The sequence below is a fragment of the Limnohabitans sp. genome (assembly GCF_044361985.1).
Taxonomy (GTDB): Bacteria; Pseudomonadota; Gammaproteobacteria; order Burkholderiales; family Burkholderiaceae_C; genus Limnohabitans_A.
Window position 1 is genome coordinate 1 of record NZ_JBIKHV010000011.1, and the last position, 26,096, is coordinate 26,096.

Consider the following 26,096-nt stretch of genomic DNA (forward strand, 5'->3'; position numbering starts at 1 on the left):
AGATGAGCATCCGGTCATGAACCAGTTCCACAAGCCCGGCGATGAAAAACGTACCCCAGTGATCATTGGACCCGAGTTGCATCAGCACTGGCTAGGTGCGACGCTAGAAGAGGCTCAGGCACTCATGACATGGGCGCATATGCCCATGCTCACTGCTTGCGCAGCTCCGCGGAACTGACAGCAGTTTCTTGGGTGAATGGCGCTAGAAATGTTCGACGATTTAGCTTCATGCTGAATTGGTTAATGGGATGACTTTTCCTCCAATTTTTTAGAAGGTCAAGGTAATCGGCCCATGACTGCATCTTTTGACCCGTGCCTCCCAAAATGACGTGCGGTTGTATGCGTTACCGTTGGCGTCTTTGACTTTATGGGCAAGTTGTATCTCGCTATGTTTTCCCGCAAAAAGTGCCAAATGTTTTTATGGGGGTTCTTTTGGGGGAACTATAGGAAAAACCTTCTAGAAATCCCATTTAACAAGGGGTAATACGGACTCCGTTTCCGCCAGTTAAAAACCCTAAGTAATTGATTTACTTAGGGTTTTTTATTTTGGCGTTGCTCTAGTGCGGAAATCGATAGCACTGGAGGAATATCGAAACTCCCATCACAGAATTCACTAACCCACTTTTGTCTGCGTTCCAACGACTGCGTCGATCTGCGCTGAGAAAACTGTCTATAGGTTTGGGCGAATGCCATCATCCATGTGAAATAAGCGGGGGGTCGTAGAAATGACACGCCCAATAAAATTGGCCTTGCATCACTGCAAGGCCATGATTTCATGCCCTAGTCGGGCTCTACGGCGTGGGCTTGATCGTCAGGTGCTCAAACCCAAGCTTGCAGCACGTAGTCGTAGGCCGCTTGGCCGTTGGTCATGTCCACGCGTTGCAATTTGATTTTCAAGTCATCGCCTTGTTTGACCAGGGTGTGACGGTAGCTCCCGCCGAAATGGCGAATGTCGTCGCGACGCATTTCCATCATCTGAAAACGTGAATAAACCTCCACCGTGGTGGCACTGACGGCTTCAATTACGATGTTGCCCACCATGTGATTAGTGCCCCACTGCGCGGCTTGTGACCAGGCGTTGGGGTGTTGCAAGCGGCTCATGCGAACTTCCATCAGCAATTGGTCTTCAGCAAAGATAGAGGCTTCGCGGCGCCAATCGGTTTGGGTCGGCGTGGAGGGCATCCAGTAAACACCATCTTCACTGAACAGATGGGTCCAATCACCCCAGGCTTTGTTGTCCAGCAAAGCGGCTTGATGGAACAGCAGTTCTTCAACTTGTCGCTGCAATGCGGCATCGACTGGGATGGCTTTTGGGATGTAACCTTGGCTCGGCTTTCGGCCACGGCCCATGTGATCGGGTTCGATGGAGTCCGCGCCAGACATCGATTGAATGCCTTCAATCACAACACCGGTGCCCAGTGCATCTTTGACTTCATTGGTTTTCATGTGATTTGACTCCTGTTCAGGCTTTGGCCGAAGGTTGAATGGCGGCGCGGATATACGATTCCCAGGCCTTGAACTGATTGCGCATCACGACTTCGCTGGTGCCGTTGTTGGAGTACAAAACACCATCTTTTTCGGTGTCTCCACCGTAGTTGCGGTGCAAGCTCACCCATTCGCCACCATTGGATTCCAGTCCCAGTTGGCCCTTGGTCCAGTTTTCCAGGTCGTCGGCATTGATCATGGTGGCGGGCGAGTTCACCAAGTTGAAATACCACAGTGCACGTTCGTAGATGGCCTCTGACACACCTTTGAGTCGGAAGTGCCAAATCTCGGACAGCGTTTTATTCGGAGCAATGGGCCTCAAGACCCGCACTTGTTGCAAGGGCGACTGAACCGACAAATACGGGTAAATGAGGACGTGGTGAATGCTGCGTGCCAAATATTCTTCACCCTTTTCTTCGCCATACGCCTTCTTGATCAAAGCCTCGTATTCGACGGTGTCGGGGTCGGTGGGGCGCAAGCCCATATAAGCTTTCAAAATACCATGGCCGTATTTGAAGTTCACCGTTTGCACAGAGTCCCACTGGTCAAAGCTGGAGGCAAAGGTGGACAGGTAATGGAAGAACAAAGGCGCATCGCCTTTTTCCTTTTTCAGGCGCTGCTCCACTTTGCGCGCAGACACCCCCGTCGACTGGTGCGTGACGGAAGGGTGCAAGGCATCCAGTTGGTTCTCCATGAAGAATTTCCAATTGGACTTCTGAATCACGCGGTGGCACACAGGGACGGCTTCCACTTCACCCACGGGTGACCGGTCGCACATGTCATCAAAGGCCACTTTGGCTTCACCTAAAAATTCCACCAATGTGGGGCCTTCTTTGGACAAGCTGGCAAACACGAAACCACGGTAGTTGTCGACGCGCGCGGCCGCCACCATGCTGCAATCTGCATCCTTGGTGTTCAAGCGGGTGCCGTCATAGCCTTTGACCAAGGGGATGGCTTTGACTTTGCCATTCAGATGAAAGCTCCAGGCATGGTAAGAGCAGACAAAGCCTTTGCCTGTGTTGCCACTTTGATTGCCACACAGTTCCACGCCGCGATGGGGGCAGCGGTTGTAAAGCACTTTCACGCTTTTGTCGATGTCGCGCACCATCACCATGGGCTGACGCCCGATTTGCATGGTGAAGTAATCGCCGACCTCTTTGACCTGTGACTCGTGACCGCAATAGACCCAAGCCTTTTCAAAAATGTGCTCCATCTCAAGATCAAAAAGTTTTTGATCTGTGTAGACGCTCTTGTGAACGCGGTCTGGTTGAACCAGGTGATCTAAATCTATCGATTGCATGAAAACTCCATTTCAGGGCTTGAGATGAACACGAACCCATAACTTAACGCAGGTCGGAAAATTGATCTACAACAATTCATGCTTTTTCCATTACCATAGGTTATGGATTACAGAAAAGTTCAACTCTTCCTGGCGGCCGCTCGCTACGGCAATCTCACCGAAGCTGCGGCGTCGATGGAAATCTCTCAACCAGCGCTGTCCAAGAGCATCAAGGCCCTCGAAAAAAATCTTGGGGTGCGACTGCTCGAAAGGGGCCGTTTTGGCGTCAGTCTCACGCCTTTTGGGCAGGCCCTCATGGAGCATGGGCGGGTCATTGAGGCAGAGATGCGCAATGCCGTGGGTGAAATTCAATCCATGCGAGGGGCTCAACGTGGGCACGTGATGGTGGGCTGTGGCCCCACAGAAGCCACACGGCTTTTGCCATTGGCCCTCAAAGTGTTGGCCGATCAAAACCCCGAAGTCCACGTCACGGTGTTGTATGGCTTGAACGAAGCTTTGATGCCTTGGGTCAAGCAAGGGGAGGTTGATTTTGCGCTGTCGTCAGTGCCTGCTAGATCGACAGATGCAGAGCTGGTTCACGACTTTTTGTCGACTGAACATGCCAGCGTGGTGGCCCGCGCAGACCATCCTCTTTCAAAACACAAAGTGGTCACCCCCCAGATGTTGCTGAAATACCCTTGGATTTTGCCCAGGCAACGTGAGTTGGAACGGCTGGCATTTGACGATTATTTCGTGGCACATGATCTGGAGCCACCTGTGGCCCAAGTCGAAACAACTTCGACCGTTTTGATGAAGTCCATGGTCATGCAAAGCGATGCCTTGACCTTCATTCCAAAAGAATTGATTTATTGGGAAGTGCGCGCAGGACAACTCAAGGCGCTGGAAGCCACAGGCCACCAATGGGTGAGAAGGGTGGGCATCACGCGGCGCCGCAAAGGCACTTTAAGTCCTGCCAGCAAGCTGCTCATGCAAGCGGTGAAATCGGTGGCGCAGTCGTTTTAAGCTCAAACGCCCAAATAGCGCGTCCACAACTGGCGGTCATCTCGCAGCGCCTGCGAGCTGCCTGCCCAGGCCACTTGACCGCGCTCCATGATGAGGTGATGCGATGCAATGTCCACCAATCGGTTGACGTACTTGTCGACCACGATCAAGGTCTGCCCTTCCTCGCTGAGCAGTCGCAGGCATTTCCAGATTTCTTCGCGAATGAGCGGTGCCAAGCCTTCGGTGGCTTCGTCCAGAATGATCAAGCGGGGGTTGGTGACCAAAGCACGGCCAATGGCCAGCATTTGCTGTTCCCCCCCCGAAAGCTGAGAGCCCAGGTTCGATTTGCGTTCAGCCAAGCGGGGGAACAATTCATACACACGGGCGGGTGTCCAAAGCCTTGAGCTTTTGTGTCGGTTACTGACAAAGGCTGTGAGGTGTTCGTCCACCGTTAAATTGGGGAAAACCTGTCTTCCCTCAGGCACCACGGCGATGCCTAGCCGCGCAATTTTGTCGGTGCTTTGGTTGGTGATGTCATGGCCATCAAAAATAACCTGGCCGGCCTGAACGGATTTGAGACCCAGAATGCTTCGGATCAGCGTGGTTTTGCCCATGCCGTTGCGGCCAAGCAAGCCCATCGATTCGCCCGCCTTAAGGCTGAAGTCAATGCCAAACAAGACCTGACTCTCTTGGTAAGCCGATTCCACATTGCGTACTTGCAGCAAGCTCATGCGTTCTCCTCGCCCAAGTAGGCTGCAATGACTTGCGGGTGGTGCCTGATTTCTGTGGGCGTGCCCGTGGCAATGACCGCGCCACTCACCAACACAGAAATTCTGTCGGCCAGTCTGAACACAGCGTCCATGTCGTGCTCAATGAGCAAGATGGCCGATTGTTCGCGCAACTTAAGAATGAGGTTCAAGATACGCTCAGACTCCACCGGGCCTGCGCCTGCCATGGGCTCATCCAGCAGCAGTAACTTGGGTTGCGTAGCGACAGCCAGACCCAGTTCCAAGATGCGTTGCTCACCATGGGACAGTTCGCTGGCGGGGTCGTTGGCGCGATGTGCCAGACCCAGGTCACTGAGCAGGCGCATGGCTTGGTCTGTCAGCGCCGAATCTTGGCTCACGGGCTTCCAAAATGAAAAACTATTTCCCATGCGCGCCTGGACGGACAAAGCCACATTTTCCAAGGTCGTGAAGGATTTGAAGAGGCGGGTGATTTGAAACGAGCGCGCCAGACCTGAGCGAACGCGTTCGTGAGTTGACATCCCGGTGATGTCCTGACCCTGGAAGAAAATTTGCCCACTGTCACTGGGCAGCAAGCCAGACAACTGTGCCACCAAACTGGTCTTGCCCGCGCCATTGGGTCCAATCAGGGCATGAATTTCATGCGGTTGGACTTGGAGGCTCACGTGGTCCGTTGCCAACACGGCGCCAAACTTCTTCACCAAATTTTGAACGTCGAGCAAAGGTGCTTGGCTCATGAATGCCCCTTGACCTTGACTTTGGGTGGGCGGTTAAAGAAGCTCGAAAGCCCCTTGGGTGCCAACAGCACCACCGCCAGCAAGAACCACCCGATATAGAACTGCCAATACACCGTGTGTTCAGCAATCAAATCTTCCAAAATGAGCAAGACCAAGGCGCCCCACAAGCCGCCTGAGAGGGTTCCTACGCCCCCCAAAATAACCATCACCATCAAGATGCCCGATTGCGTCCAGTGCATCAAATTGGGGCTGACATAGTTTTGGTGGTTAACCATCAAGGCCCCCGCCAAGCCACCCAAAGTACCGGCAACGGTGAACAAAACCCATTTGTAGGTGTAGGCTGGAAACCCGATGGCTTCTACGCGTGTGTCATCGTCACGGATGGCCAAAATGACTCGGCCAAAGCGTGACTTCATCATGCGCGAAATCAGGATCAGGGTGATGACCAGTACAAACAGGACCACAAAGTAAAACGTCAGATCGTTTTTTAAATTGAGCCCCATGCCAAAGTTGGATCTGAACTTGATGTTCAAGCCTTCATCGCCCCCGTAAGCCTTGATGGAGTTCACCAAGTAGTAAATCATTTGCGCAAAAGCCAGCGTGATCATGATGAAGTAAACACCACGCGTTCTCAAGGAGATGGCGCCAATCACAGCGGCAGCCAAAGCAGAGACGGCCATGGCCACAGCAAAGTTCACCCAGCCATTGGTTACACCCTCTGTGATCATGATGCCCACGGTGTAGGCGCCAATGCCCACAAATGCAGCGTGCCCAAATGAGACCAATCCGCCAAAGCCCAATATGAGGTTGAGGCTGCAAGCCGCAATGCCGTAAATCATCATGCGGCTGAGCATGCTGATGTAAAAATCCTGGCCGCCGAAATGAAGCGCCAACGGCAATGCAATGGCCAATATCAACAACAAGGCCCAGAGCCAGGGAGGTGTTTCGCGTTTCATCTTGAACTGGCTTAAGAGCGACCTGAAAACAAGCCTTGCGGCCGAACAAAAAGAACCAGGGCCATCAAGAGATAAACCGAAATTGAGGCGACGGCAGGGCCGGCAGCACTGGCAAATTGGGGTGAGAATATTTCTCGAAACAGATGCGGCAGCAGGGTCCGTCCCAGCGTGTCGACAAAGCCCACCAAGATAGCTCCCACAAAGGCGCCCCAGACCGAACCGATGCCGCCAATCACAATCACCACAAAGGCCAAAATGAGGATGTTTTCACCCATGCCCACCTGAACCGCCAGCAAGGGGCCCAACATGGCACCCGCGACAGCGCAAAGCGCAGCACCAATGCCAAACACGCCGGTGAACAGCGTCCTGATGTTGATCCCCATGGCCATGGCCATCTCACGGTTGGAGGCGCCTGCGCGAACCCAGGCCCCCATGCGGGTTTTGGTGACCAACAAAAACAACAGTAAGGCAATGGTCAAACCGACGCCGATGATGACCAGGCGATAACTGGAGTACATCAAGCCTGGCAATAATTCGACGGGGCCTGACAAGGCTTGGGGTGCAGAAAGGGGGAGGTCGGACCCCCAAATCATGCGAACTGATTCATTGATGATGAGGATGAGCGCAAACGTGGCCAGGACTTGGGACAAGTGGTCTCTGGCATAAAGCGTTCGCAGCAGCGTGGCTTCCAAGACCATGCCCACCACGGCAGTGAGCACAACGGCCAAGATCACACCCAGCAAGAATGACTGGGTCAACTGAACCAGCCAGGCTGCCAGGAAGGCCCCCACCATGTAGAGCGCGCCGTGGGCCAGGTTGATCATGTCCATGATGCCGAACACCAGCGTCAAACCAGACGCCAGCAAAAACAACATCAAACCAAACTGCAGGCCGTTCAAGGCCTGCTCCAACATCAAAATACTGCTCATGAGGAGATCTTAGCCCTCGTTATTTCATGGGGCAGTCTTTGACATAAGCGTCACCATGGTTGGTCAAGACCGGTTGACCCACAATGCGGTTGACCAGTCGACCTTGCGCGTCTTTCTGAATCTCGCGCAGGTAGTAGTTTTGAATCGGGTACTGGTTGGTGTTGAAGCGGAAGTCGCCACGCACGGAATTGAACTTCACCGTCTTGAGCGTTTTGATCATCAGGTCTTTGTCCTCGACCTTGCCGTTTGCCGCCCGCACCGCAGCATCAATCAAGAGCGCTGTGTCATAGCCCTGAGCCGCGTACAAAGTCGGCAGGCGCTTGTATTCTTTTTCAAACTCGGCCACAAATTTCTTGTTGGCTTCGTTGGGCAAATCCATGCCCCAGTGTGCTGTGTCAAAAATACCGAGCATGTCATTGCCCACTGCACGAATCACGTCTTGGTCAGCGCCGAAGCCAGGCTGAATCAGTCGGATGTCTTTGTTCAAGCCTGCGGCCATGAACTGCTTGATGAAGTTGATGCCCATGCCACCCGGTAAAAAGGTGTAGACCACTTCGGGTTTGGCGGCCCGAATCTCAGCCAGTTCTGCCGAATAGTCGAGCTGCCCCAACTTGGTGTAAACCTCACCGTTGACGTTGCCTTTGTAAAAGCGTTTGAAACCCGCCAAAGAATCTTTTCCGGCCTGGTAGTTGGGTGCCAGCAAATAAGCAGATTTGACTTTGAGGTTGGTGGCGTGTTGGCCTGCAGCCTCATGGTAAGCATCGTTGGGCCACGACACCGCAAAGAAGTAGGGTGTGCACTGTGCGCCGGCAATGGGCGAAGGTGCGGCATTGGGGCTGAGGTAAATGGTTTTGCCCTCGACCGCTTCGGGCAGACCTGCCAGCATGATGTTGGAGAAGACCACGCCTGTTAAAAAATCAACTTTGTCGCGTTTGACATAACGTTCGAACAATTGTTTGCCCACGTCGGGTTTGAATTGGTCGTCAGAAATGGAAACATCTGCGGGCAATCCGCCCAGTTTCCCGCCATTGAGTTTCACCGCCAGCATGAAGGCATCGCGAATGTCCACCCCCAAAGCGGCCGAGGGGCCAGACAGTGTGCTGACAAAGCCCACTTTCACTTTGTCGGCTGCCAGCGCGGGTTGCATCGACAAGGTGGCTGCCGCGGTGAGGGCAACAAGACTTTTAACGAGCGGAAAAGACATGATGAACTCCTGGTGAGACCGATGATAAAAAAGCACTTGCCCTAGGGCACCCTATATTCTTGGCCAAAAATTGACCCTTTGAAATCAGTGTTTTCCCGTTTTACAGGTGAAGTGCTCACCCAATCCAGCCGGGCAGCCATGTGGCAATGCCGGGTATGAAAAAGACCGCCAGCAACATCATCAAACTCATGACCACATAGGGGACCACAGCCAGGAAAATGTGACCCATCGTGACAGAGGGGGGGGCGACACCGCGCATGGTCATCAGCAGCAGGCCATGGGGCGGCAGCAGCAAACCCAGTTGCATGCAAATGAGGAACATCACGCCAAACCAGATGGGGTCCACGCCCAAAGTGTTCACGATGGGCATGAAGATCGGCAAGGTGATCATCATCATGCTCACCTGGTCGACAAAGATGCCCAGGAAAATGAGCATCAGCATCATGCCGACCACGATCCAGGTGGTGGACAAACCTTGGCCCGTGATGAACTGCACCAAGCCTGTGCTGGCACCCGAAAAGGAAAGTATTTGGGCAAATGTGGTGGCACCCAAAATGATGAACAAAATCATGCCCGAGATGCCTGCTGTGCCCTTGAGGGCTTTCAACACAGCCTGCCACTTCAGGGCTTTGTAAAACGCCGCCAACACCATGGTGGCAAAAGCCCCCAATGCGGCACATTCGGTGGGGGTGGCCCAACCTGCTGCCAAGGCCCCTACCACCACGCCAAAAATCGACAGTGTGGGCAAGACATAGCCAAAGAAGGGCTGCCAGCGCGCCCAGCCTGTGTGATGCACCACATCGGATTCAGTGGGCGCCAAGTGTGGGCTGATTCGAACGCGAATGATGATCCAGGCCACAAAAGAAATGGACAGCAATACGCCTGGCAAGACACCACCAATCAGCAATTTTGAAATGGAAATGCCCGACAGGGAACCCAACAGCACCGTCAAGGCGGAGGGTGGAATGAGCATGTCCACTGCGCCAATGGCCATGATGGGGCCCGTGGCGATGGTGGGGTGATAGCCCCTGGCCAACATGACGGGCAGCATGAGTGCCCCGAGCATGGCGGTGGTGGCAATGGTTGAACCTGAGATGGCAGAGAACACAGTGCCCGCCACCACGGCCACTACGGCCAATCGGCCCGGAACACGCATGATGAGTCGCTCGACGCCTTCGATGACCTTGAAGGCCAGGCCTGTGTGAAACAGAATTTCGCCCATGAGCACAAACAGCGGAATGGGCGTCAGGGAGAACGCCATGACCGAACTGACACTGCTGCGAACCAGTTGCACCAAGCCAGGTTCACCGCCCATATAGAGCCACGCCCCCACAATATTGACCGCAATGAAGGTCAGTGCAACAGGCATGCCAATGAAGAGCAAAACCGTTGAGCCTCCGAGCATGAGGCAGGCTGCAAATTGCCAGCTGCTCATGCGGCGCTCACCGCATCATTGCGTGGGCCTCGTTCAGCCAACCAAAGGCGGTGCATGCGAAAAAGCATTTCAAGGCTGAGCAATGTAAAGACAAAGGGCAGGGGAAACAGTGACCACCATTCAGGCGTGACCAGTGTTTTGATGTTGAGCGAGTTGGCGGTGTAGCTGGCCCAGGTGGCTTGGACACCATAAAAGGTCATGATCAGGCAGCAGGCCAGTCCCAGCAGATCGCCCACCCATTCAAGTCCCCAGGCCAATTTGGCCGGAATGGCCTGAAGAACAATGTCAACGCGAATGTGTTGACCTTGGCGCAGCAGCCAAGGTGAAACACACAAGGTGACACCATACAAAATGAATTCTGAGACCTCGTTGCTCCAGCCAATGCCCTGGGGGCCGCCGCTGAAAGCGAAGTTGCGCAGTGCCACGTCGGTTACGATGATGAGCATCATGACCAACAACATCAGGCATCCAAACAGTGCCAGGGCGGCAATGAAGCGCCCATAGGCCTCAGAAAGTTTGGCAATCATTTAGAGAATAACGATTTGAATTTGGCTGCGATTTCTGGGCTTTGCTTCAATGCAGATGTCCAGGCAATGTCGTAAGCCTTGTCTTTGAAGGCCTTGCTGGTGGCTGCATCAAAGGCAATGGTTTGGATGCCAGCTTTGGCTTGGCGTGCCGTTTCTTCTGCGGCATAACGAACCCAGAACGTATTTTCTGCTTCCAAGGCCAGCAGTTGTTTTTGCAAATAAACGCGTTGTGCATCGGTGAGCTTTTTGAAGGCCGGCAGGTTCATGACCAAGGACACTTCGGCATCGTAAAAACCGGGGTCAATGCGGAACTTGGTTTTCTCGTGCCAGTTCAGGTCAAAAATGCCACCAATTGGCCAGCCATAGCCGTCCACCACACCACGCTCTAGCGCCGTGTAGACCTCGCCAGGCGGCGTGGTGATCACATTGGCATTCAAAGATTGGAAGAAATCGCGATAGACGGGGGTGATGCGAATTTTCTGACCACTCAAGTCGGGTTTGTCGACTTTTTTGTTGGTGTAGATGTGGAAAGGTTGGTTTTCAACGATGCGGGCCAAATATTGCATGTTGCCTTTTTCGTTCCACACTTTGTTGATGGCATCAAAGGCGCCGTTTTTGCGCTGCTCTGCCACGGTCATTTGGGTGAGCTTCAAAAAGTCGGCCTCGGGCATTACGTTGGTGTAAAAAGCACCAGTATTCAGGGCCATGTCCACCACGCCAGTTTTCACCGCATTGCCCACTTCGAAAGTGGGAATGGCTTTGGGGCCACCGATGAAATTGATTTGAAGTACGCCCTTGCCTTCGGCATTGACTTTGTTGATCCAAGGTTGCAGGCGTTGAACATAAATGCCGTTTTCTGCAAAGGCACTGACCAGTCGCAGTGTGACCTCTTGGGCCAGCACGTTGACCGTGGCTGAAGCTGCAAAGACCAATAGCAGGGCCGATGTGATGACTCTTGTTTTCATGGGGTGTCTCCTTATTTGGATGGGGCAGTTAAAAAGTGGTGAGGCAAAAGTTCTGTGGCGTTCAGTGCTGTTGCAGTAAACCTTGCGCCTTCAGGCTTGTCAACAGTTCTTGTTCGGAGTCGTCGCTGAGCGCGATTTTCTGGAGCTTCTGGAGTTGGGCTGCGGCATCTGCTTCGTTTTGAAGTTTGGGCAAGGCGGTCATCAGGCGTTGGAAGTTGCGCCAGCCTCGGCTGTGGGTGTCGCCATAACCTTTGACCAATTGTTGTGCCTTGACCACTTGGAGCGCCAAGTTGTCGTGGGTCTGTAGCAGACGCTCAACTGTTTTCAACCAATCGCTGATCCGCTCTTGTTCATGGGCGTAGCGCAATGAGTAAGGGCGGGTGGCACGCAGTTCAGCAATTCCATAAAGCAACAAATAGCCTCTGAGCGAGGTTGTTTTCACAATCCGGCCCTGTTGCGTGAATCGACCCAACAACTTGCGGGCCCAGTTGGTTTTTAGAAGCCATCGACCCATTGGCGCTGGCAAAGTGTCGGCAATTTCTTCCAGACGAGGATGTAAAAATTCGTTGATGTCCAGCAGTTGCTCAGAACTCTTTTTCACTTCGCCACGCACGCGGTCAAAACGTGAGCGTCTTATTTTCAGATCTGCCACACGCACCGTGTCTTCGTAACTCATCCACAGCGCCAAATGCCGCGCTGCCTCAGTCACAATCTCGTCGCCCAGTGCACTTGCCGCTGCCTTTTGGTTCAGCTGGGTCAGTCGGTCCAGATACAGCGTGGCGTATTTTTCACTTTGATAATCCGTCAAGCGTGTAATGCCTGCCATCAGATTGGCTTGCGCTGCAGGCCTGAAGTCTCGCTGAATTCTTTGTGCCATCGCATGGAGCCGAGGGCCCACGGCCGGTAGTTGCGGCACAGCAGGCTCATGCACTGGCTTTGCTGCCGCTGCTGAAGCTGCGTTGTGGGGCAATAGTTGTTGTTGGGCCGCTTGGTAACCGGCACCAAAAGCCTGAAGGCTTGACGCAACACCAATGCCACCGCGTCGAATGGTGTCTTCGAACTGCTGGCGTGTGAAGGGCAGTTGGCAAGATGCAGCCAGGGCGCCATACAAAGCTGGGCCTATCAGGCTGCCAGACTGGTTGGCAATGGCAGAGAAATCGGCCGCAATGAATTGGTGCGCAGCGGCTTGGGCGCCCGCCATCAATTTGTCCGAGTCCATTCGGCCATCACCCATCGCAATGCGCTCGGTCATGGCGTAGACGCGGTGCGACGAAGTAATCAGGGTGGTGCGCTGGGGGTTGACCAATCCGCGCTGAAGTGCCCGGCCTGCTTCCATCAACTCCGAAGCCAGCACTATGTCGACATGGCCGGGAAATGGGCTGAGTGCAAAGACAGGTTGGCGTGCGTCTGGAATGCTCGCTTTGGCAAACATCTCAAGGTAATAGATGGTGGCGCCAGTGCGTTGGGCCACACCGGGCACCGAGGTGGCTTGGGCCAGAAAACCATTGTGTTCGGCCAAATCCACCAGCCAGTCGGCCAGCACGCCGCCGCCTTCACCGCCCATGGCCAAGATGGCGATGGTGATGGCCCGGGTTTGGGTCGTTGTAGATGTTGTGGTCATGTCCATGTCACTCAGGCTGAGGCGGTGATGCCCGCCAGGCGACGTTCAATGCGATTTTGCAAACGGCCAATGACCCAGGTGCGGATTTTTTCTTTGAACTGGTCCCAGCCGCTGGGGTTGTTGATGATTTCAGCGCGGTAAAACGAAGGGCACAAAACGGCCGCGTGCGCCACTTCGCCACACAAACCGCAACCGACACAACTGTCGTCAACGGCCGCGACCGGATCGGTTCTCAAGGGGTCAGGATTGGTTTTGATGCTCAGGGAAGGGCAGCCCGACAAACGAATGCACGAGTGGTCTCCGGTGCATGTGTCGGGATCAATGCCGAATTTTTCCCGCACCACGCGTTCGCCTTGTTGGATACGCAGCTTGATTTGTGGTTTCACGCGACGCTGTCGATTGAGCATGCATTCGCTTTGCGCCACGATGACTTTGGGGCCCTTTATCGGGGTGGTCAGTGCCTCGCGCAGTGCACCCTTCATTTGATCGAGGCTGTAGGTGTGGGTGACTGTTTTGACCCAGTCCACCCCGACGCCCTTGACGGCTTTTTCGATCGGGTTGTTGGTGCTGCGAATGGGGTTGATGGCTTTGGATGACAAAACATCCTGGCCGCCAGTCGCTGCAGAGTAGCCGTTGTCCACCACCAGCAGCACGTTGTCTGTTTGGTTGAAAACAGCATTGCCCACGCCACTGGTCAGTCCGTTGTGCCAAAAGCCGCCATCGCCCATGATGGCCATGGTGCGGTGTTCTGTTTCGGGGGTATTGAATGCCGACGCACCCGCCCAGCCCAAGCCGTAACCCATGGTGGTGGCGCCAATGTTGAACGGCGGCAAAATGGAAAACAGGTGGCAACCAATGTCGCAGCTGATGTGACGCGGCCCCAGTTCCCGTTCAATGAGTTTCATCGCCGTGAAAATGGGGCGCTCCGGACAACCCGTGCAAAAGGAGGGCGGTCTGGGCAGCACTTGTGCCGTCGCGTCTGCGATGGCCTGTGTCACCAACGCATTGGCTGGCACCGCCGGCGCCGCTGCGGCCCCATTGCCCAAGCTCTCAGGCGCATACAACTCCACGAAACTTCGGATGCCTTGCAAGAGCACCCCGCCGGTGTATTCGCCTGCCATGGGTAGAAATTCTTTGCCATGAACACGTGTTGGCACATCGGCTTTGCGCAAAATGGCGTGGATGTTTTGTTCAATGAAGTCGGGCTGTCCTTCTTCCACAATCAGCAGCCCGCGTTTGCCGGCGCAAAAGGTTTTGAATTCTTCGTCCACCAGCGGGTAGGTCACATTCAAAACATACAGGGGAATTTGCGACTCACCGAAAGCATTCGCCAAACCCAATACCTCCAGGGCACGCAGCACGCCGTTGTACAAGCCGCCTTGCATGACGATGCCAAAATCTTGGGCTGTTGGCGCAAAGAATTCATTGATGCCGTGGTCTTGAATGAATTTGACGGCTGCGGGCCAGCGCTCTTTCACCTTTTCTTGCTCGTGCAAATAGCTCGATGGGGGCAACACAATGCGGTTCACATCCCGTTTGGGATGCTCGATGGCATCTTTGAGTGTGAACTTGGGGCGCACATTGTCTTTGGTGGCAAATTGCCCGTGCACATGACATGCCCGAATGCGCAGTTCCAGCATGACAGGCGTGTTGCTGGCCTCTGACAACTCAAAGCCTTTTTCAACGGCTTTCACGATGCTTGGCAAATTGGGTCTGGGGTCGAGCAGCCAGACCTGAGATTTCATGGCGAATGCATGCGAGCGCTCTTGCATGATGCTGGAGCCCTCGCCGTAGTCCTCGCCCACAATGATCATGGCCCCGCCAATCACACCGCCAGAGGCTAAGTTGGCCAAAGCGTCAGACGCCACATTGGTGCCCACTGTTGATTTGAAGGTGACCGCGCCCCGAAGCGGGTAGTTGACAGAAGCAGCCAGCGTGGCCGTGGCGGTGGCTTCCGAGGCGCTGTGTTCAAAATGAACGCCCAGCTCAGACAGAATGTCGTTGGCATCGGTCAGCACATCCATCAAATGCGAAATGGGTGCCCCTTGGTAGCCCGCCACATAGGACACACCGGACTGCAGCAAGGCTTTGGTGACCGCCAATATGCCTTCGCCGTGAAACTCTTCGCCGGCACCCAGCTTGAGTTTTTCGACTTCCGCAAGGAATGAACGTTCTGCCATTTGCGCGATGTCCTTTGTGTGCAAATTCTGTTGAAAATTTTTGAATCAGGATCAATTTAGGGCAGTTTTCTTCATTCGACAAATGGATAAATTAAATAGTGTCCATCTGGTTGATGAATAATTGGGTTAAACCCTGAGAAGGAACTTGGCATGAATTTTCGGCAACTTGATCTCAACCTTTTGCGCGTGTTGGTGGCCATTCACAGAACAGGCTCGGTCACCTTGGCGGGGAAGTCGCTGGCCTTGTCACAGCCAGCCACCAGCAATGCTTTGGCGCGTTTGCGAGACTATTTTGAGGACGAGTTGTTTGTCCGAGCACCCTCTGGCCTCAAGCCCACCCGTTTGGGCGAGCAATTGGCCACCGATGTGCATGAGCAATTGTTGGCCCTGGAGACCCAACTGGTCGGGCGCCAAGAGTATGTCCCCGCCAACAGTGAAGTGCATTGGAAAATATCCTTGTCCGATCTGGGCGAGATGATGTTTCTGCCCAAGTTGGCGTCAACTTTGCGGACCGAGGCGCCGCATTCACGTTTGTCCAATATTTCAGTCAACGCCGACCAGGTGACCGCAGCCCTCGAGTCGCGCGATATTGACATGGCGATCGGCATCTTGGCACCCGAGCATCGTGGTATTCGATCCGAGCTGTTGTTTCATGAGCGCTATATGGCCGTGACATCCCTGGATTGGAAGCCGCCCATTGGGCGAGCAGGAAAAACCTTGAGCGCAGATCAGTTGCGTCAGTCTGGCTTTGCCGTGGCTTCACCCACAGCCACTTTTCATGGCAGTGTGGAGAAAATGTTGTCGCGCATGAAGTTGGAAGACCGCATTGTGTTGCGGTCAAGGCACTTCAGTGCCATGCCCGACATCGCTCGTCAAACCGATTTGGTGGCCATCATTCCTGAGATGTACGTGCGTGAATTGCAATGGCGCCAAGACCTTCGGATTTGGGACATCACCGATGCGCCTGTTTACGAAGTCCGGATGGTCTGGCACAAAAGCACCGACAACGACTCGCGCCACCAATGGATGAGAAATCTGGTTTGCAGGTTGTTTCAGCGGTATGAGAAAAAACTCTGAATGAAGACAGTCGAAGGTATTTCGATACAGGGGCGGCCAACTTGAAGTTCACTCAAGACTGTTTGCATAAGTCACTCGCCTGGGGTCAGTGTTCGTCTTAATGCGCAGGATCCCTTTTTTGTTGGACAATCCCCCTGCCATCCGATAAACAATGGAACCCCCGCCATGGTCCAAAAATCACCCGTTCAAGACAACGCTTTGACAGAATCCGAGGAAGTCTTTGAAAAGGCTGCTGAAATTTTTCGCGTCATGTCCGCCCCCATGCGCCTTCGCATCATCAGTGCCTTGTGCAATGGCGAAAAAAACGTGGGTGAGTTATTGGCCGAGATCAACACCACGCAGCCCAACATGTCCCAGCACCTGAACACCCTCTATCAGGCGGGGGTGCTGGGCAAGCGCCGTGATGGCGTACAAATTTACTACTGCATCGTCAATGAGCGTGTGGTGTCGCTGTGTCGTGCAGTGTGCGTGCAGATCGCAAGCGACGCGGCATGAAAGATCTGCGTCAGTTTTGAGCCGGGTTTTCACGGACATCTCATTGAGCTTGCTCAGGCTAACATCCATCCATAAGGAGTCACGAATGAAACAAAGTCTTTTTTTAGGGGTCGGGTTGCTGACCTGTGCCTTGTCATGGGCTGAGATCAAGGTGGTTTACCACTTGAGCGAGGGCGTTCCCCAGGCTTCACGTGCCATAGGTAATATCCGCAACCACTTGGCAGCCGACCCGACAGCCAAAATTGTGGTGGTCACTCACGGGTTGGGCATCGACTTTTTGCTGGAAGGTGCCACCAATCAAATGGACCAGCCTTTTTCGGGCAGCGTCAGTGATCTGGTCAGCAAAGGCGTGGAGTTCCGTGTGTGCAACAACACATTGGTAGCGCGTAAGATTTCAGCCGATAAACTGCTGATGGAAACCAAAGTGGTTCCATCTGGCGTGGCCGAAGTGGCCAAGCTGCAAGCCAATGAAAAATTTGTGTATTTGCGCCCCTGATCGCATGGGGTTGCAGCAAAGTCAAGTCTATTTTTTTCGAGGAAAAGCCATGAAGATTCAACAAGTTTTGTCAGCGGCCGCTCTGGTCGCTGTGTCCGGCCTGGTGCAAGCCCAGGTTGACCCTTTGCACGTGCGCAGCTGGGCTGCATCGTGCGCGGCCTGCCACGGCACCGATGGCCGTGCCCAGCCGGGCATGATCTCTTTGGCAGGTGTGCCCAAAGAAGTCACGATTCAAAAAATGCTTGATTACAAAGCCGGTCGCGTACCCGCAGCTACCATCATGCATCAACTGTCGAAGGGCTACTCTGACGAGCAGATCGTCGCCATTGCAGGCTATTTTGCCGCTCAAAAGAAATAAGGAAGAACTGTCATGCAACGTCGTCATTTTTTGCAGACCGGCTCCGCTTTGGGTGCCATGGGGCTTGTATCGGGCTGTGCCACCGTGGGTGGTGGCACCGGACCCAAGGTGGTGGTGATCGGAGGGGGCTACTCTGGTGCTACTGCGGCTAAATACCTTCGCATGTGGTCTGAGCAAAAGATCCAGGTCACCCTGGTCGAGCCCAACGATGCCTTCATTTCGTGCCCGATGTCCAACCTGGTGATTGGCGGCAGCAAAACCATCACTGAGATCACCACGCCCTACGACAACCTGACCAAACGCCATGGCGTCAAGGTCGTCAAGGACCGCGTGAACAGCATCGATGCCGACAAGCGCATCGTCAAGCTGGCGGGTGGCACCGAGTTGGCGTATGACCGCCTGATCGTTTCGCCCGGTGTCGACTTCATGTGGGAAACCCTGCCAGGCATGAACAAGGCGGGTGCCAAAGAAAAAGTCATGCATGCCTGGAAAGCGGGAGAGCAGACTGTCACGCTGCGCAAGCAACTCGAAGCCATGCCCGATGGCGGGGTGTTTGCCATGTCGATCCCGTTGGCGCCTTACCGCTGCCCTCCCGGCCCTTACGAGCGGGCCTGTCAGGCAGCTGAATACTTCAGCAGAGCCAAGCCCAAGAGCAAAGTGCTGATTTTGGATGCCAACGACGACGTGACCTCCAAAGGCCCGCTGTTCAAAAAAGCATGGGCAGAGCGTTACACAGGCATCGTCGAGTACCGCGGCAAGCACCGTGTGACTGATGTCGATGCATCTTCGAATACCTTGAAGTTCGAGTTCAACGATGACCTCAAGGCCAATGTGCTTAACGTCATTCCCAGCATGCGTGCAGGAGACATCGCAGTCAACGCCGGATTGGCCACGGCCAACAAGCGTTGGTGCGAGGTGGACTTCCTTACCTTTGAGTCCAAAGCGGCCAAGAATGTGCACGTGTTGGGTGACTCGATCCAGATCGCCCCAGGCATGCCCAAGTCGGGACACATGGCCAACCAGCACGGTAAAACTTGCGCTGCTGCAGTGATCGCCTTGCTGATGGGCAAAGAAGTCAACCCTATGCCCATCTACAACAACACTTGTTACAGCTATGTCAGCAGTAAAGATGTTGTGCATGTGGCCAGTGTCCACAAGTACGACGCGGAGAAGAAGACCATGTTGACCGTGCCTGGTTCGGGTGGCGTATCCAGTGCAGCCAATGAGCTGGAGGGCGTTTACGCTTGGTCTTGGGCTCAAAACATCTGGGCCGACACATTGGCTTGATGCCACCTAGCGCGTGGCTTAGGCCACGCCGTCAAAAAACGCCGCAGTCCTCAAGACTGATGGCGTTTTTTTTCCTCGACGAGCGTGCGATGTGAATGCTTTGAAAAAGCACTCAGACAGGCCAGCCCATGCTGCGGTTGATGCGCCAGGCCATGCCCGCACCCAGCCAAATGGCGATCAGAGTCAGCCAAGCCGTGAGTGAGAAGACTGAGCCGCCAGTCATGCCTGCGCCCACGGTGCATCCCCCTGCCAGCACGGCACCAAAGCCCATGAAAACCGCACCAATTAGGTAATGGCCCAGCTTGTTTTCTGTTTTAAAGCCTTCCAGTTTGAAATCCCCCCCGACCAGCGCCCCCAGCAAAGAACCCAGAAATGTCGCTGGCAGCAAGCCCGCATCGAAACCCAGGCTGGGTGAGGTGGCACTGGACAGCACCCGCATCAACATTTCGGCCGATGCGCTGCTGAAACTCAGGCTCTGAATTTGTACCGCCTCAAAGGACTGCGAGGCAATGGCCTGGGTCAGGCCCCAGCCCAGCGCGATGCTCAAACCGGTGACGATGGCACCCAGTGCCAGGCCCCAGCGGTGTTGGTGGGTTTTGAAGAAAAAGTAAAAGCCTGTGGCCAGGGCCAACAGCGCCAGAACCAAACCGCTCACTGGGCTGAAGCCGGAGAGGTGCAGCAAGTCACGTGAAGGCCCGCCGTCAATAGGCCACCAAGCGGCCAAGGTTTGGCGGGCAGGTGCGAGCCAACCCGCAATGCTGGCTTGAACAGTGACGGCAAACACCAGACCCGCCAGCAGGGCGCGCAAATTGCCATTGGCCGACAAAATCAATAAACGGCTGGCGCAACCGCGCGTCAAAATCATGCCTGCCCCGAACAGCAGGCCGCCCAGCACTGCCCCCGAAATGCTGCCGGGCTGGGCAATGTAGCGGGCGTCTGCGGGCTTGAGCCAGCCCGCCATCACCAGCGCCTGTACACCCACCAGGGCTGCACCAAAAGCCAACCACCACACACTGAAGCGGTCGCCGGCCTGGCCTTCGCAGCATTCGATCACGGCCGCACGGGCGCAAAACCGGCTGCGCTGGGCCGCCAAACCGAAGATGAAGCCGACCAATGCACCCGCCATGGCCAGTACATTCGAGTCGCCCCAGCTTTCGAGCAAGCTTGCGAGATTCATGGATTTCTCCAATAATTCATTGGTTTCTTATATTCAAACAAGGCGGTTGTGAAAGGCTTCACCCCGCCACGCAAAACCCGCTATTGTCCACGTTCTGCAACCCATGGCTTCTTACACAACCCTCTTTCATTCGTCTGTTTGGCGTCGCCGTGACTGGCTTTTACGGGTGGGGGCATCACTTTGCGCGACACCCGTGCTGGCGCAGTCTGGCGGCGCTGCCACTTTGCCCGCCGCTCAATCGCTGCCCGACGAACTGGCCCGCGCCCTTCAAAACAAACAGCCCCTGATCGTGATGGTCAGCCTCGAGGGGTGCGTTTTTTGCCGCCAAGCTCGGCAAAGCCACCTCTCGCCCATGCACCGCGCAGGCACGGCCATCGTGCAGGTGGACATGCGCAACAACCAACCCGTGCTCGACTTTGCAGGCAAGCTCACCACGCACGACCAGCTGACCCGCCAGTGGAAAGTCTCCATCACGCCCACGCTGCTATTTTTTGGGCCCGGCGGGAAAGAAGTGGCCGAGCGCATGGAGGGGGCCTACCTGCCCGACTTCTATGGGCCCTATCTGGAAGATAGATTGGCCCAGGGGCGCAAGGCCCTGTAAAACCAGTCCCTGCGTCAGTTGGGGGCACGATGGACGTGCTAAATTCAAAACATGATCCCCATCAAGATTGACTCGGCCTGGAAAGGCACATCGGACTGCCGCAGCTGCGGCATACGCGACATGGTGTTGTTTGCTGACCTGAACGAACAAGACTTTGGCGAAATCCACACCCCCATCGACGACATGGTGTTTGGTGCTGAAGCGGCGCTTTACAACGAAGGCGAAACCGCTTTAGGCGTGTTCACTCTGCGCAAAGGCATGGTCAAGCTGGTGCGGGCTACCGCCGATGGCCGCGAACGCATCGTGCGCGTGCTGCGCCCGGGCGACGTGATCGGTCTTGAAGCGCTGGCTACGGCCCGCTACGACAGCGAAGCGGTTGCACTGGTCGAAGCCCAAGTCTGCCGCATCCCCCTGTCGGTGCTGCACCACTTGTCAGCCAACTCGCCACGCCTGCACAAACGCTTGATGCAAAAGTGGCAACAAGCCCTGAAAGACGCCGACGACTGGCTGGCTGACCTGAACTTCGGCTCTGCCCGGCAACGCGTGGCCGCCCTGGCGCTGAAAATGCGCGACCCCGACCAACCCGGCATCACCACCTTCTTTGCGCGAGACGACATGGGCGCCATGCTCGACATGCAACTCGAAACGGTGAGCCGCGAAATCAGCGCCCTGGTGCGCGACGGCGCCCTGAAGCCTTGCGACAAACAGGGCCGGCGTTATGAAATTCTGGATGAGGCATCGCTGATGCGCTGAGTGGAGAATGCGCTGAAAGGTCGCCCCACCTTGGTCAGTCGTCATGGCCAACCCTGCGCCATGATCGTGCCCATCGCAGACGGTGCTCGTCTTTACCCGTTGGAGATGCCCAACCTCGCCAACTATCTTTTGGCACAGCCCGAGCCTTTTGAGACTGAGCGCGACACCACGCCGCTGCGGGGCATCGACTTTGACTAAGGCCACAGGTCAGGCTTACCTGCTGGCCACCAGCGTCGTGTCCGCCTTGGCTCCTGGCCGTGAGGCTTTTGTCCCCAGTCCCTTTGGCCAATGGCTGCAGGCCCACCACGCACAATTTTTTTGCCCGCCATCGCGGTGGCTGAAATGGCGCAAGGCATTGGCAAGTTGCGCAGAGCGGGTGGGGTCGAGAGGGCCGACCGCTTGGACGGTTGGCTCGATGGTTTGCTGGCTGCTTACGCTGACCGCATCTTCCCGCTGGACGCCGCAGCTGCCCGACTGACCCTTGTAAATCTTGTTGGCGGGGAAGCCAACGCGGGTCATGGCTTTGCGGTCGCTCAGGACTTCGAGGATTTCAATCTCACCCACGGCGATGGTGGCGGCTTGGCCTTCTGCCTTGGCAGTTTTGCATCGTCAAAAATCTCTGTAAAAAGGCCCGTTAAGCCCGAAATTGATCCATCTCAAATTGATGGGCCAACACGCTGAGAAGATAGTCCCCTTGCCAAAGGAGACACCATGGAAACCCCAAAAAACAGATTCACCGCGCTGAGCCGCCGCCAGTGGTTACTGGGTTCGGCAGGCGCTGCGGTTTTGGCCAGTGCTACGCCTGCTGCCTAGGCTGCCAAAACCAAAACACAGGCGCACATCGTGATTTTGGGCAGTGGTCTGGGCGGCATAGCCGTGGCCAACCGTCTCCATGCCTTGCTCGACGGGGCCAAGATCACCCTGATCGACCGCAAGGAAGAACACAACTACCAGCCCGGCTAGACCCTGGTGGCCACGGGCGTGTGGCCGGTGAGCAAGGTGCGCGACCGCAATGCCGACTTTCACCCGCCGCAGGTCAGTTGGATCAAGGAGATGGTCAGCGAGTTGGACCCGGCCAGCAACACGGTGGTCACGGCTTTGGGTCAGCGCGTTAAGTACGACTACCTCGTGGTGGCTATGGGCACGCACCAGGACTGGTCGCTGATCGAGGGTATGGATGTGAACGCGATTGGCCAAAAGGGCCTGACCAGCGTCTACCCCAGCCCCGAAGCGGCGCAGGCCACTTGGGCCAGCATGGACGCGTTTCGGCAAAAGGGCGGCAACGCGGTGCTGACGCTGCCCGCCACGCCGCTCAAGTGCGCGGGTGCGCCGCTGAAGATGACCTTCATGCTGCGCGACCGCCTGGCGCAGTCGGGCACGCTCGACAAGTCGAAGGTCACGTTTTATTCGGCGCTGGGCAATGTGTTTGGCGTCAAGGTGGTCAATGACAATGTGCTCGCGCGCTGGACCGATCTGGGCATCGCGGTCGAGACCACGCAAAAGCTGCAGGGCATCGACATCGGTGCGCAGCGGGCGCGTTTTGTTTCGCCCGAAGGCGCCAGCACCGAAGTGGCTTACGACTTTATCCATGTGGTACCGCCCATGCGTGCGCCTGATGCCGTCAAAAACTCCGACCTGGCCTGGAAAGAGGGCCCCTTTTCCGCAGGCGGCTGGCTGGAGGTGGACAAGGCCACCTTGCAGCACCGCCGCTACCCCAATGTGTTTGGCGTAGGCGATGTCAACGGCACGCCACGCGGCAAGACGGCAGCCACCATCAAAAAGAGCGCACCCATCGTGGCGCAGCATCTGGTGGATGTGATCGCGGGCCGTGCGCCCGGTCAGAAGTTTGATGGCTACACCTCGTGCCCGCTGATCGTGAAAGAGGGCTCGGCCATGCTGATCGAGTTTGACTACGAGGGCAAGCTCACGCCGTCGCTGCCCATGATCGAGCCGCTGCAGGCGGGTTACTTTGCTTGGCTGATGAAATACCGCATGCTCAAGCCCGCCTACATGGCGACACTCAAGGGCCGGGTCTGAAGCCCACTCAAAACATCAGGAGACGCACATGTATGAAATCTGGCTGGCGATGAACATTGCCTACGAAATCGCGCTGGGCCTGTGGCCTGCGTTGTTGCCCTTGGCCGTGGTGTGGGCCGTGGTGATGGGAATTAATCGCAAGAAGCTGGCGCAGGTCAGCGGCGCAGCACTGGCAGCTGTGGCTGTTCTGGTGTCGCTGGTGGCGGTGCTGGCTTTGCCACCCTTGTCCAGGTCAACAATGGCCGACATGGGCTATTGGGTGGACTGGGCCGGTTTGCTGGCCATGGGTGCAGGTGTGGGCGTGGCGGCGGCGCTGCTGATGTGGCCCGTGCTGGCCATGCGGCAGCGCTGAGGTGTTCAAGCTCGATCAAACGCAAGGCTTGCAATTTCAGCCTGGGGCGGGTTTTGGCCTGTTCGCGCTGTGGATCCCTGAAAATGGCCATATGCTTCAGACTTTCTTGTGCTGATGTGGGTGGATTAAGGGATTTTTTGCATGTCATTTCAATGGTTTGTTTTTGGTCAGGTCAAGCCTGAATTCGCGGTGCCCGTGCTCAATGAGCGGGCCGTTCGTGCCGGCGCAGGCCTGTTGTTTTTCTTTGCGATGGTGGCGTTCATGAACGCCTGGTTGAGCGGCAACTTTGCGCCCACGCGCGTGTTTGTGCTGGCTTTCCTGTTTGACTTTGTGGTGCGGCTCTTCGTCAACCCGGCCTATGCCCCCAGCTTGGTGATCGGCCAATTGCTGGTGCGACGCCAGCAGCCCGAATGGACGGGTGCCCCCCAAAAGCGCTTTGCCTGGGCCATTGGATTGGTGCTGGCGCTGACCATGTTTGTCCTGGTGGTGGTGCAGGGAGTCATCGGTCCGGTCAATCTGCTGGTGTGTGGCGTGTGTTTGATGCTCTTGTTTTTTGAGAGCGCTTTCGGCATCTGCATCGGTTGCTGGGTGTACAACAAATTCAATGCCGAGCAGGCCCGTTTGTGCCCGGGTGGCGCTTGTGAATACGTGGCCCCGCCGACGGATCGCTTGGGCTGGGGCCATGCCGTGCCCTTGGTGCTGCTGGCTTTTGTCGTGGCGCTGGCGGTGTCGCACGAAAAGAGCCGCGCTGTGTCTGCAGGCTTGCCTGTTGCCAATACTCCAGGCCAGCCAGCAGCGCTGGACCCGGCCGAAATCGAGCGCTGCAAGGTGCCCGATTTCGCCAAAGCCATGGGCCACGAAGACAAATGGAAGCTGCACAACAACTGCCGCTGATGGGCTGCTGACCGGGTTTTCAAGTGGGACCTGGCCCCGCGAGCCGTTCAGCGGCCTGTTTTGCTGGAGCCCCATTGGTCCATCAGGCGCTGGTCGCTGGCGCTTTCGGCTTCGACGCTGTCTTGGGGCAGCTGGCGCAGGCAGTCGGCCAGGGCTTGTGGGTCCAGTTTGGCTGTCGGCGTAGGCGCGGCCACCATCTGGGGAGATTTTCCGTCCCAGGCAAATGGGTTGCGAAACACGGGCGGGTCGGGCAGGCAGTCGTCTCTGTACAGGGGCGGCCCATCGTTGGCAAAAGGCGAAAACGTGATCGTCTTGTCAAAAATCAGCGGCTTGCCCGTTGGGGTGGGCGGCAGCGGTGGCATGTTTTGGATGGCTTGGCGCGCGAGTTGTTCGGCCTTGGCCGATGTGGTCCACAGTGTTTGCAGCTGCGTCAAGCTGCCGTCGGGCGCGATCTCGATGCGAAAGCGCACTACACCTTGGTCAGGGCCTTCCACGGCGGTGCCCATCATGCTGCGCACTTGCTGGCCCCAGCTGTATCGGTAGCTCTTGCTGTTTTTTTTGGTGTAGTTGGCGGCAAAGGACCATTCTTCAGTCGTGGGCGGCGGGGGTGCTGCCATGCTCGCGCGGGGGCGATCAGGTGAGGGCGACGTGGCGGGAGTCGCCAAAGGCGTGTCGGGCGGGGGCGCAGTGATGGGAGTGGTGGTGGGGGGAGCAGATGGCGGTTCAGGCAGCGGCCGGCGCGGCGGCGGGATCAGTTCCAGAAAGACGATATTTTCAGCCGTTTTGGGTACTTCGGGTGGGCTGTTGTATTTGAAACGGAACTCACTCATCAGCAGCCAGAGACCCGCGTGTAAGGCCAGCGTGAGAAAAAGCGCGAAGAAATTTTTGTCTCTGGACATGGATGCCGAGGCTTTTGTTGGAGGTCTTACAGCCATTCAGCGAAAATATTCGTTTCGACTGATATTACCCGACGAAGTGGAGTCCTCACGACCTTGCGAACCCTCGCCCTTGCTGCGGCAACCGCAGGCAGCTTGCTGCTGGCCACGACCGCTCACGCCGACAACAAAGCCATTGCAACCGAAGAGATGTAGGCGTATCTGGAGTTTGTGGACTACGGCGCGGCGTGATTTTTGCCGAACAAATTACCAAAGACGAGTGGCCCAAGATGTTGGTGATCGATGCGCGTGACACGGCGATATTTGTCAAATGGCACATTCCTGGCGCCATCAACATGGACTGGCGTCAGGTGCTGGCCAAGCGCAACATGATTTCCAAAAACAAGCCCGTGCTCATTTATTGCAACACCGGATCGCTGTCGGCCCAAGCCGGTTTTGCGCTGCGCTTAGCAGGCTGGGGGAACGTGCGCATCTTGCAAGGCGGCATGGCTGAGTGGTAGGCCAAAGGCGGCTTTGACGCGGCAAGCAAAGCTGCAGGGCCTGCGAAGGATTGATGGTGTTTGTATACATGGTCAGGGCATTGATGGCTTGCGATGCATCAATTCTA

28 protein-coding genes are annotated in these 26,096 nt (G+C 55.9%); 14 read left to right on the forward strand and 14 right to left on the reverse strand.

Annotation, left to right across the window (positions count from 1 at the left end):
- Window positions 1-819: 819 nt before the first annotated feature.
- Together ACIQ3A_RS03790 and ACIQ3A_RS03795 are read right to left on the reverse strand one after the other, a co-directional pair.
- Complete coding sequence (locus ACIQ3A_RS03790; RefSeq protein ID WP_396430429.1) at window positions 820-1,446, reverse strand: aromatic-ring-hydroxylating dioxygenase subunit beta; 627 nt, start codon at window positions 1,444-1,446, stop codon at window positions 820-822.
- Window positions 1,447-1,462: 16 nt separating this feature from the next.
- Window positions 1,463-2,698, reverse strand: coding sequence for a Rieske 2Fe-2S domain-containing protein (locus ACIQ3A_RS03795; protein ID WP_396430430.1), 1,236 nt, complete (start codon window positions 2,696-2,698; stop codon window positions 1,463-1,465).
- Window positions 2,699-2,887: 189 nt separating this feature from the next.
- Between ACIQ3A_RS03795 and ACIQ3A_RS03800 the strand changes: the two genes are divergently transcribed.
- The gene (locus tag ACIQ3A_RS03800; protein ID WP_396430431.1) at window positions 2,888-3,787 is read left to right on the forward strand and encodes a LysR family transcriptional regulator; all 900 of its coding nucleotides are present in this window, start codon (window positions 2,888-2,890) and stop codon (window positions 3,785-3,787) included.
- A gap of 2 nt (window positions 3,788-3,789) precedes the next feature.
- On the opposite strand, the gene ACIQ3A_RS03805 is transcribed toward ACIQ3A_RS03800, so the two are convergent.
- The 10 genes from ACIQ3A_RS03805 to ACIQ3A_RS03850 form a co-directional block, all read right to left on the reverse strand.
- Window positions 3,790-4,491, reverse strand: coding sequence for an ABC transporter ATP-binding protein (locus tag ACIQ3A_RS03805; protein WP_396430489.1), 702 nt, complete (start codon window positions 4,489-4,491; stop codon window positions 3,790-3,792).
- A gap of 2 nt (window positions 4,492-4,493) precedes the next feature.
- A complete protein-coding gene (locus tag ACIQ3A_RS03810) occupies window positions 4,494-5,249 on the reverse strand; it encodes an ABC transporter ATP-binding protein (protein ID WP_396430432.1) in 756 nt (251 codons plus the stop codon).
- A complete protein-coding gene (locus ACIQ3A_RS03815; protein WP_396430433.1) occupies window positions 5,246-6,205 on the reverse strand; it encodes a branched-chain amino acid ABC transporter permease in 960 nt (319 codons plus the stop codon). Before ACIQ3A_RS03815 ends, ACIQ3A_RS03810 begins: the two co-directional genes overlap by 4 nt.
- A gap of 11 nt (window positions 6,206-6,216) precedes the next feature.
- Window positions 6,217-7,134 (reverse strand): branched-chain amino acid ABC transporter permease, encoded by a 918-nt coding sequence (locus ACIQ3A_RS03820; protein WP_396430434.1) that lies wholly within the window; start codon window positions 7,132-7,134, stop codon window positions 6,217-6,219.
- 19 nt (window positions 7,135-7,153) lie between these two features.
- A complete protein-coding gene (locus ACIQ3A_RS03825; protein WP_396430435.1) occupies window positions 7,154-8,338 on the reverse strand; it encodes an ABC transporter substrate-binding protein in 1,185 nt (394 codons plus the stop codon).
- Between the two features lie 115 nt (window positions 8,339-8,453).
- Complete coding sequence (locus tag ACIQ3A_RS03830) at window positions 8,454-9,773, reverse strand: TRAP transporter large permease subunit (protein WP_396430436.1); 1,320 nt, start codon at window positions 9,771-9,773, stop codon at window positions 8,454-8,456.
- Window positions 9,770-10,300, reverse strand: a complete 531-nt coding sequence (locus ACIQ3A_RS03835; RefSeq protein WP_396430437.1) for a TRAP transporter small permease — start codon at window positions 10,298-10,300, stop codon at window positions 9,770-9,772. The genes ACIQ3A_RS03830 and ACIQ3A_RS03835 overlap by 4 nt, the downstream gene beginning before the upstream one ends.
- A complete protein-coding gene (gene dctP, locus ACIQ3A_RS03840) occupies window positions 10,297-11,265 on the reverse strand; it encodes a TRAP transporter substrate-binding protein DctP (RefSeq protein ID WP_396430438.1) in 969 nt (322 codons plus the stop codon). Before dctP ends, ACIQ3A_RS03835 begins: the two co-directional genes overlap by 4 nt.
- Window positions 11,266-11,326: 61 nt before the next feature.
- Window positions 11,327-12,892, reverse strand: a complete 1,566-nt coding sequence (locus ACIQ3A_RS03845; protein ID WP_396430439.1) for an indolepyruvate oxidoreductase subunit beta family protein — start codon at window positions 12,890-12,892, stop codon at window positions 11,327-11,329.
- Window positions 12,893-12,897: 5 nt separating this feature from the next.
- Window positions 12,898-15,066 (reverse strand): thiamine pyrophosphate-dependent enzyme, encoded by a 2,169-nt coding sequence (locus tag ACIQ3A_RS03850; protein ID WP_396430440.1) that lies wholly within the window; start codon window positions 15,064-15,066, stop codon window positions 12,898-12,900.
- A gap of 150 nt (window positions 15,067-15,216) precedes the next feature.
- Between ACIQ3A_RS03850 and ACIQ3A_RS03855 the strand changes: the two genes are divergently transcribed.
- From ACIQ3A_RS03855 to ACIQ3A_RS03875, 5 genes are all read left to right on the forward strand, one after another.
- Window positions 15,217-16,143, forward strand: a complete 927-nt coding sequence (locus ACIQ3A_RS03855) for a LysR family transcriptional regulator (protein ID WP_396430441.1) — start codon at window positions 15,217-15,219, stop codon at window positions 16,141-16,143.
- 165 nt (window positions 16,144-16,308) lie between these two features.
- On the forward strand, window positions 16,309-16,638 hold the full coding sequence (locus ACIQ3A_RS03860; protein WP_396430442.1) for an ArsR/SmtB family transcription factor: 330 nt from the start codon (window positions 16,309-16,311) through the stop codon (window positions 16,636-16,638).
- Window positions 16,639-16,723: 85 nt separating this feature from the next.
- Complete coding sequence (locus ACIQ3A_RS03865) at window positions 16,724-17,134, forward strand: DsrE family protein (RefSeq protein ID WP_396430443.1); 411 nt, start codon at window positions 16,724-16,726, stop codon at window positions 17,132-17,134.
- A gap of 49 nt (window positions 17,135-17,183) precedes the next feature.
- Window positions 17,184-17,492, forward strand: a complete 309-nt coding sequence (locus ACIQ3A_RS03870; protein ID WP_108405199.1) for a c-type cytochrome — start codon at window positions 17,184-17,186, stop codon at window positions 17,490-17,492.
- 12 nt (window positions 17,493-17,504) lie between these two features.
- Entirely contained in the window at window positions 17,505-18,779 is a 1,275-nt protein-coding gene (locus ACIQ3A_RS03875; RefSeq protein ID WP_396430444.1) for an FCSD flavin-binding domain-containing protein, read from the forward strand.
- A gap of 112 nt (window positions 18,780-18,891) precedes the next feature.
- Here the strand turns inward: ACIQ3A_RS03875 and ACIQ3A_RS03880 are convergent, their stop codons facing one another.
- Entirely contained in the window at window positions 18,892-19,956 is a 1,065-nt protein-coding gene (locus ACIQ3A_RS03880) for a YeeE/YedE family protein (RefSeq protein ID WP_396430445.1), read from the reverse strand.
- 103 nt (window positions 19,957-20,059) lie between these two features.
- Between ACIQ3A_RS03880 and ACIQ3A_RS03885 the strand changes: the two genes are divergently transcribed.
- The 7 genes from ACIQ3A_RS03885 to ACIQ3A_RS03915 all read left to right on the forward strand — a co-directional run bounded on the left by ACIQ3A_RS03885 (window position 20,060) and on the right by ACIQ3A_RS03915 (window position 24,593).
- Window positions 20,060-20,557 (forward strand): thioredoxin fold domain-containing protein, encoded by a 498-nt coding sequence (locus ACIQ3A_RS03885; RefSeq protein WP_396430446.1) that lies wholly within the window; start codon window positions 20,060-20,062, stop codon window positions 20,555-20,557.
- A gap of 51 nt (window positions 20,558-20,608) precedes the next feature.
- Window positions 20,609-21,310, forward strand: coding sequence for a Crp/Fnr family transcriptional regulator (locus tag ACIQ3A_RS03890; protein ID WP_396430447.1), 702 nt, complete (start codon window positions 20,609-20,611; stop codon window positions 21,308-21,310).
- Window positions 21,311-21,340: 30 nt separating this feature from the next.
- Window positions 21,341-21,508, forward strand: a complete 168-nt coding sequence (locus ACIQ3A_RS03895; protein ID WP_396430448.1) for a hypothetical protein — start codon at window positions 21,341-21,343, stop codon at window positions 21,506-21,508.
- Window positions 21,509-21,709: 201 nt separating this feature from the next.
- Window positions 21,710-21,991, forward strand: coding sequence for a hypothetical protein (locus ACIQ3A_RS03900; protein ID WP_396430449.1), 282 nt, complete (start codon window positions 21,710-21,712; stop codon window positions 21,989-21,991).
- A gap of 288 nt (window positions 21,992-22,279) precedes the next feature.
- Window positions 22,280-23,347, forward strand: a complete 1,068-nt coding sequence (locus tag ACIQ3A_RS03905; RefSeq protein WP_396430450.1) for an NAD(P)/FAD-dependent oxidoreductase — start codon at window positions 22,280-22,282, stop codon at window positions 23,345-23,347.
- 28 nt (window positions 23,348-23,375) lie between these two features.
- Window positions 23,376-23,699, forward strand: a complete 324-nt coding sequence (locus ACIQ3A_RS03910) for a hypothetical protein (RefSeq protein ID WP_396430451.1) — start codon at window positions 23,376-23,378, stop codon at window positions 23,697-23,699.
- A 141-nt stretch (window positions 23,700-23,840) separates the two neighbouring features.
- The gene (locus ACIQ3A_RS03915) at window positions 23,841-24,593 is read left to right on the forward strand and encodes a DUF4395 domain-containing protein (protein ID WP_396430452.1); all 753 of its coding nucleotides are present in this window, start codon (window positions 23,841-23,843) and stop codon (window positions 24,591-24,593) included.
- A gap of 47 nt (window positions 24,594-24,640) precedes the next feature.
- On the opposite strand, the gene ACIQ3A_RS03920 is transcribed toward ACIQ3A_RS03915, so the two are convergent.
- Entirely contained in the window at window positions 24,641-25,492 is an 852-nt protein-coding gene (locus ACIQ3A_RS03920; RefSeq protein ID WP_396430453.1) for an energy transducer TonB, read from the reverse strand.
- Window positions 25,493-25,716: 224 nt separating this feature from the next.
- On the opposite strand from ACIQ3A_RS03920, the gene ACIQ3A_RS03925 reads away from it, so the two are divergent.
- Window positions 25,717-25,989 (forward strand): rhodanese-like domain-containing protein, encoded by a 273-nt coding sequence (locus ACIQ3A_RS03925; protein WP_396430454.1) that lies wholly within the window; start codon window positions 25,717-25,719, stop codon window positions 25,987-25,989.
- Window positions 25,990-26,096: the final 107 nt, after the last annotated feature.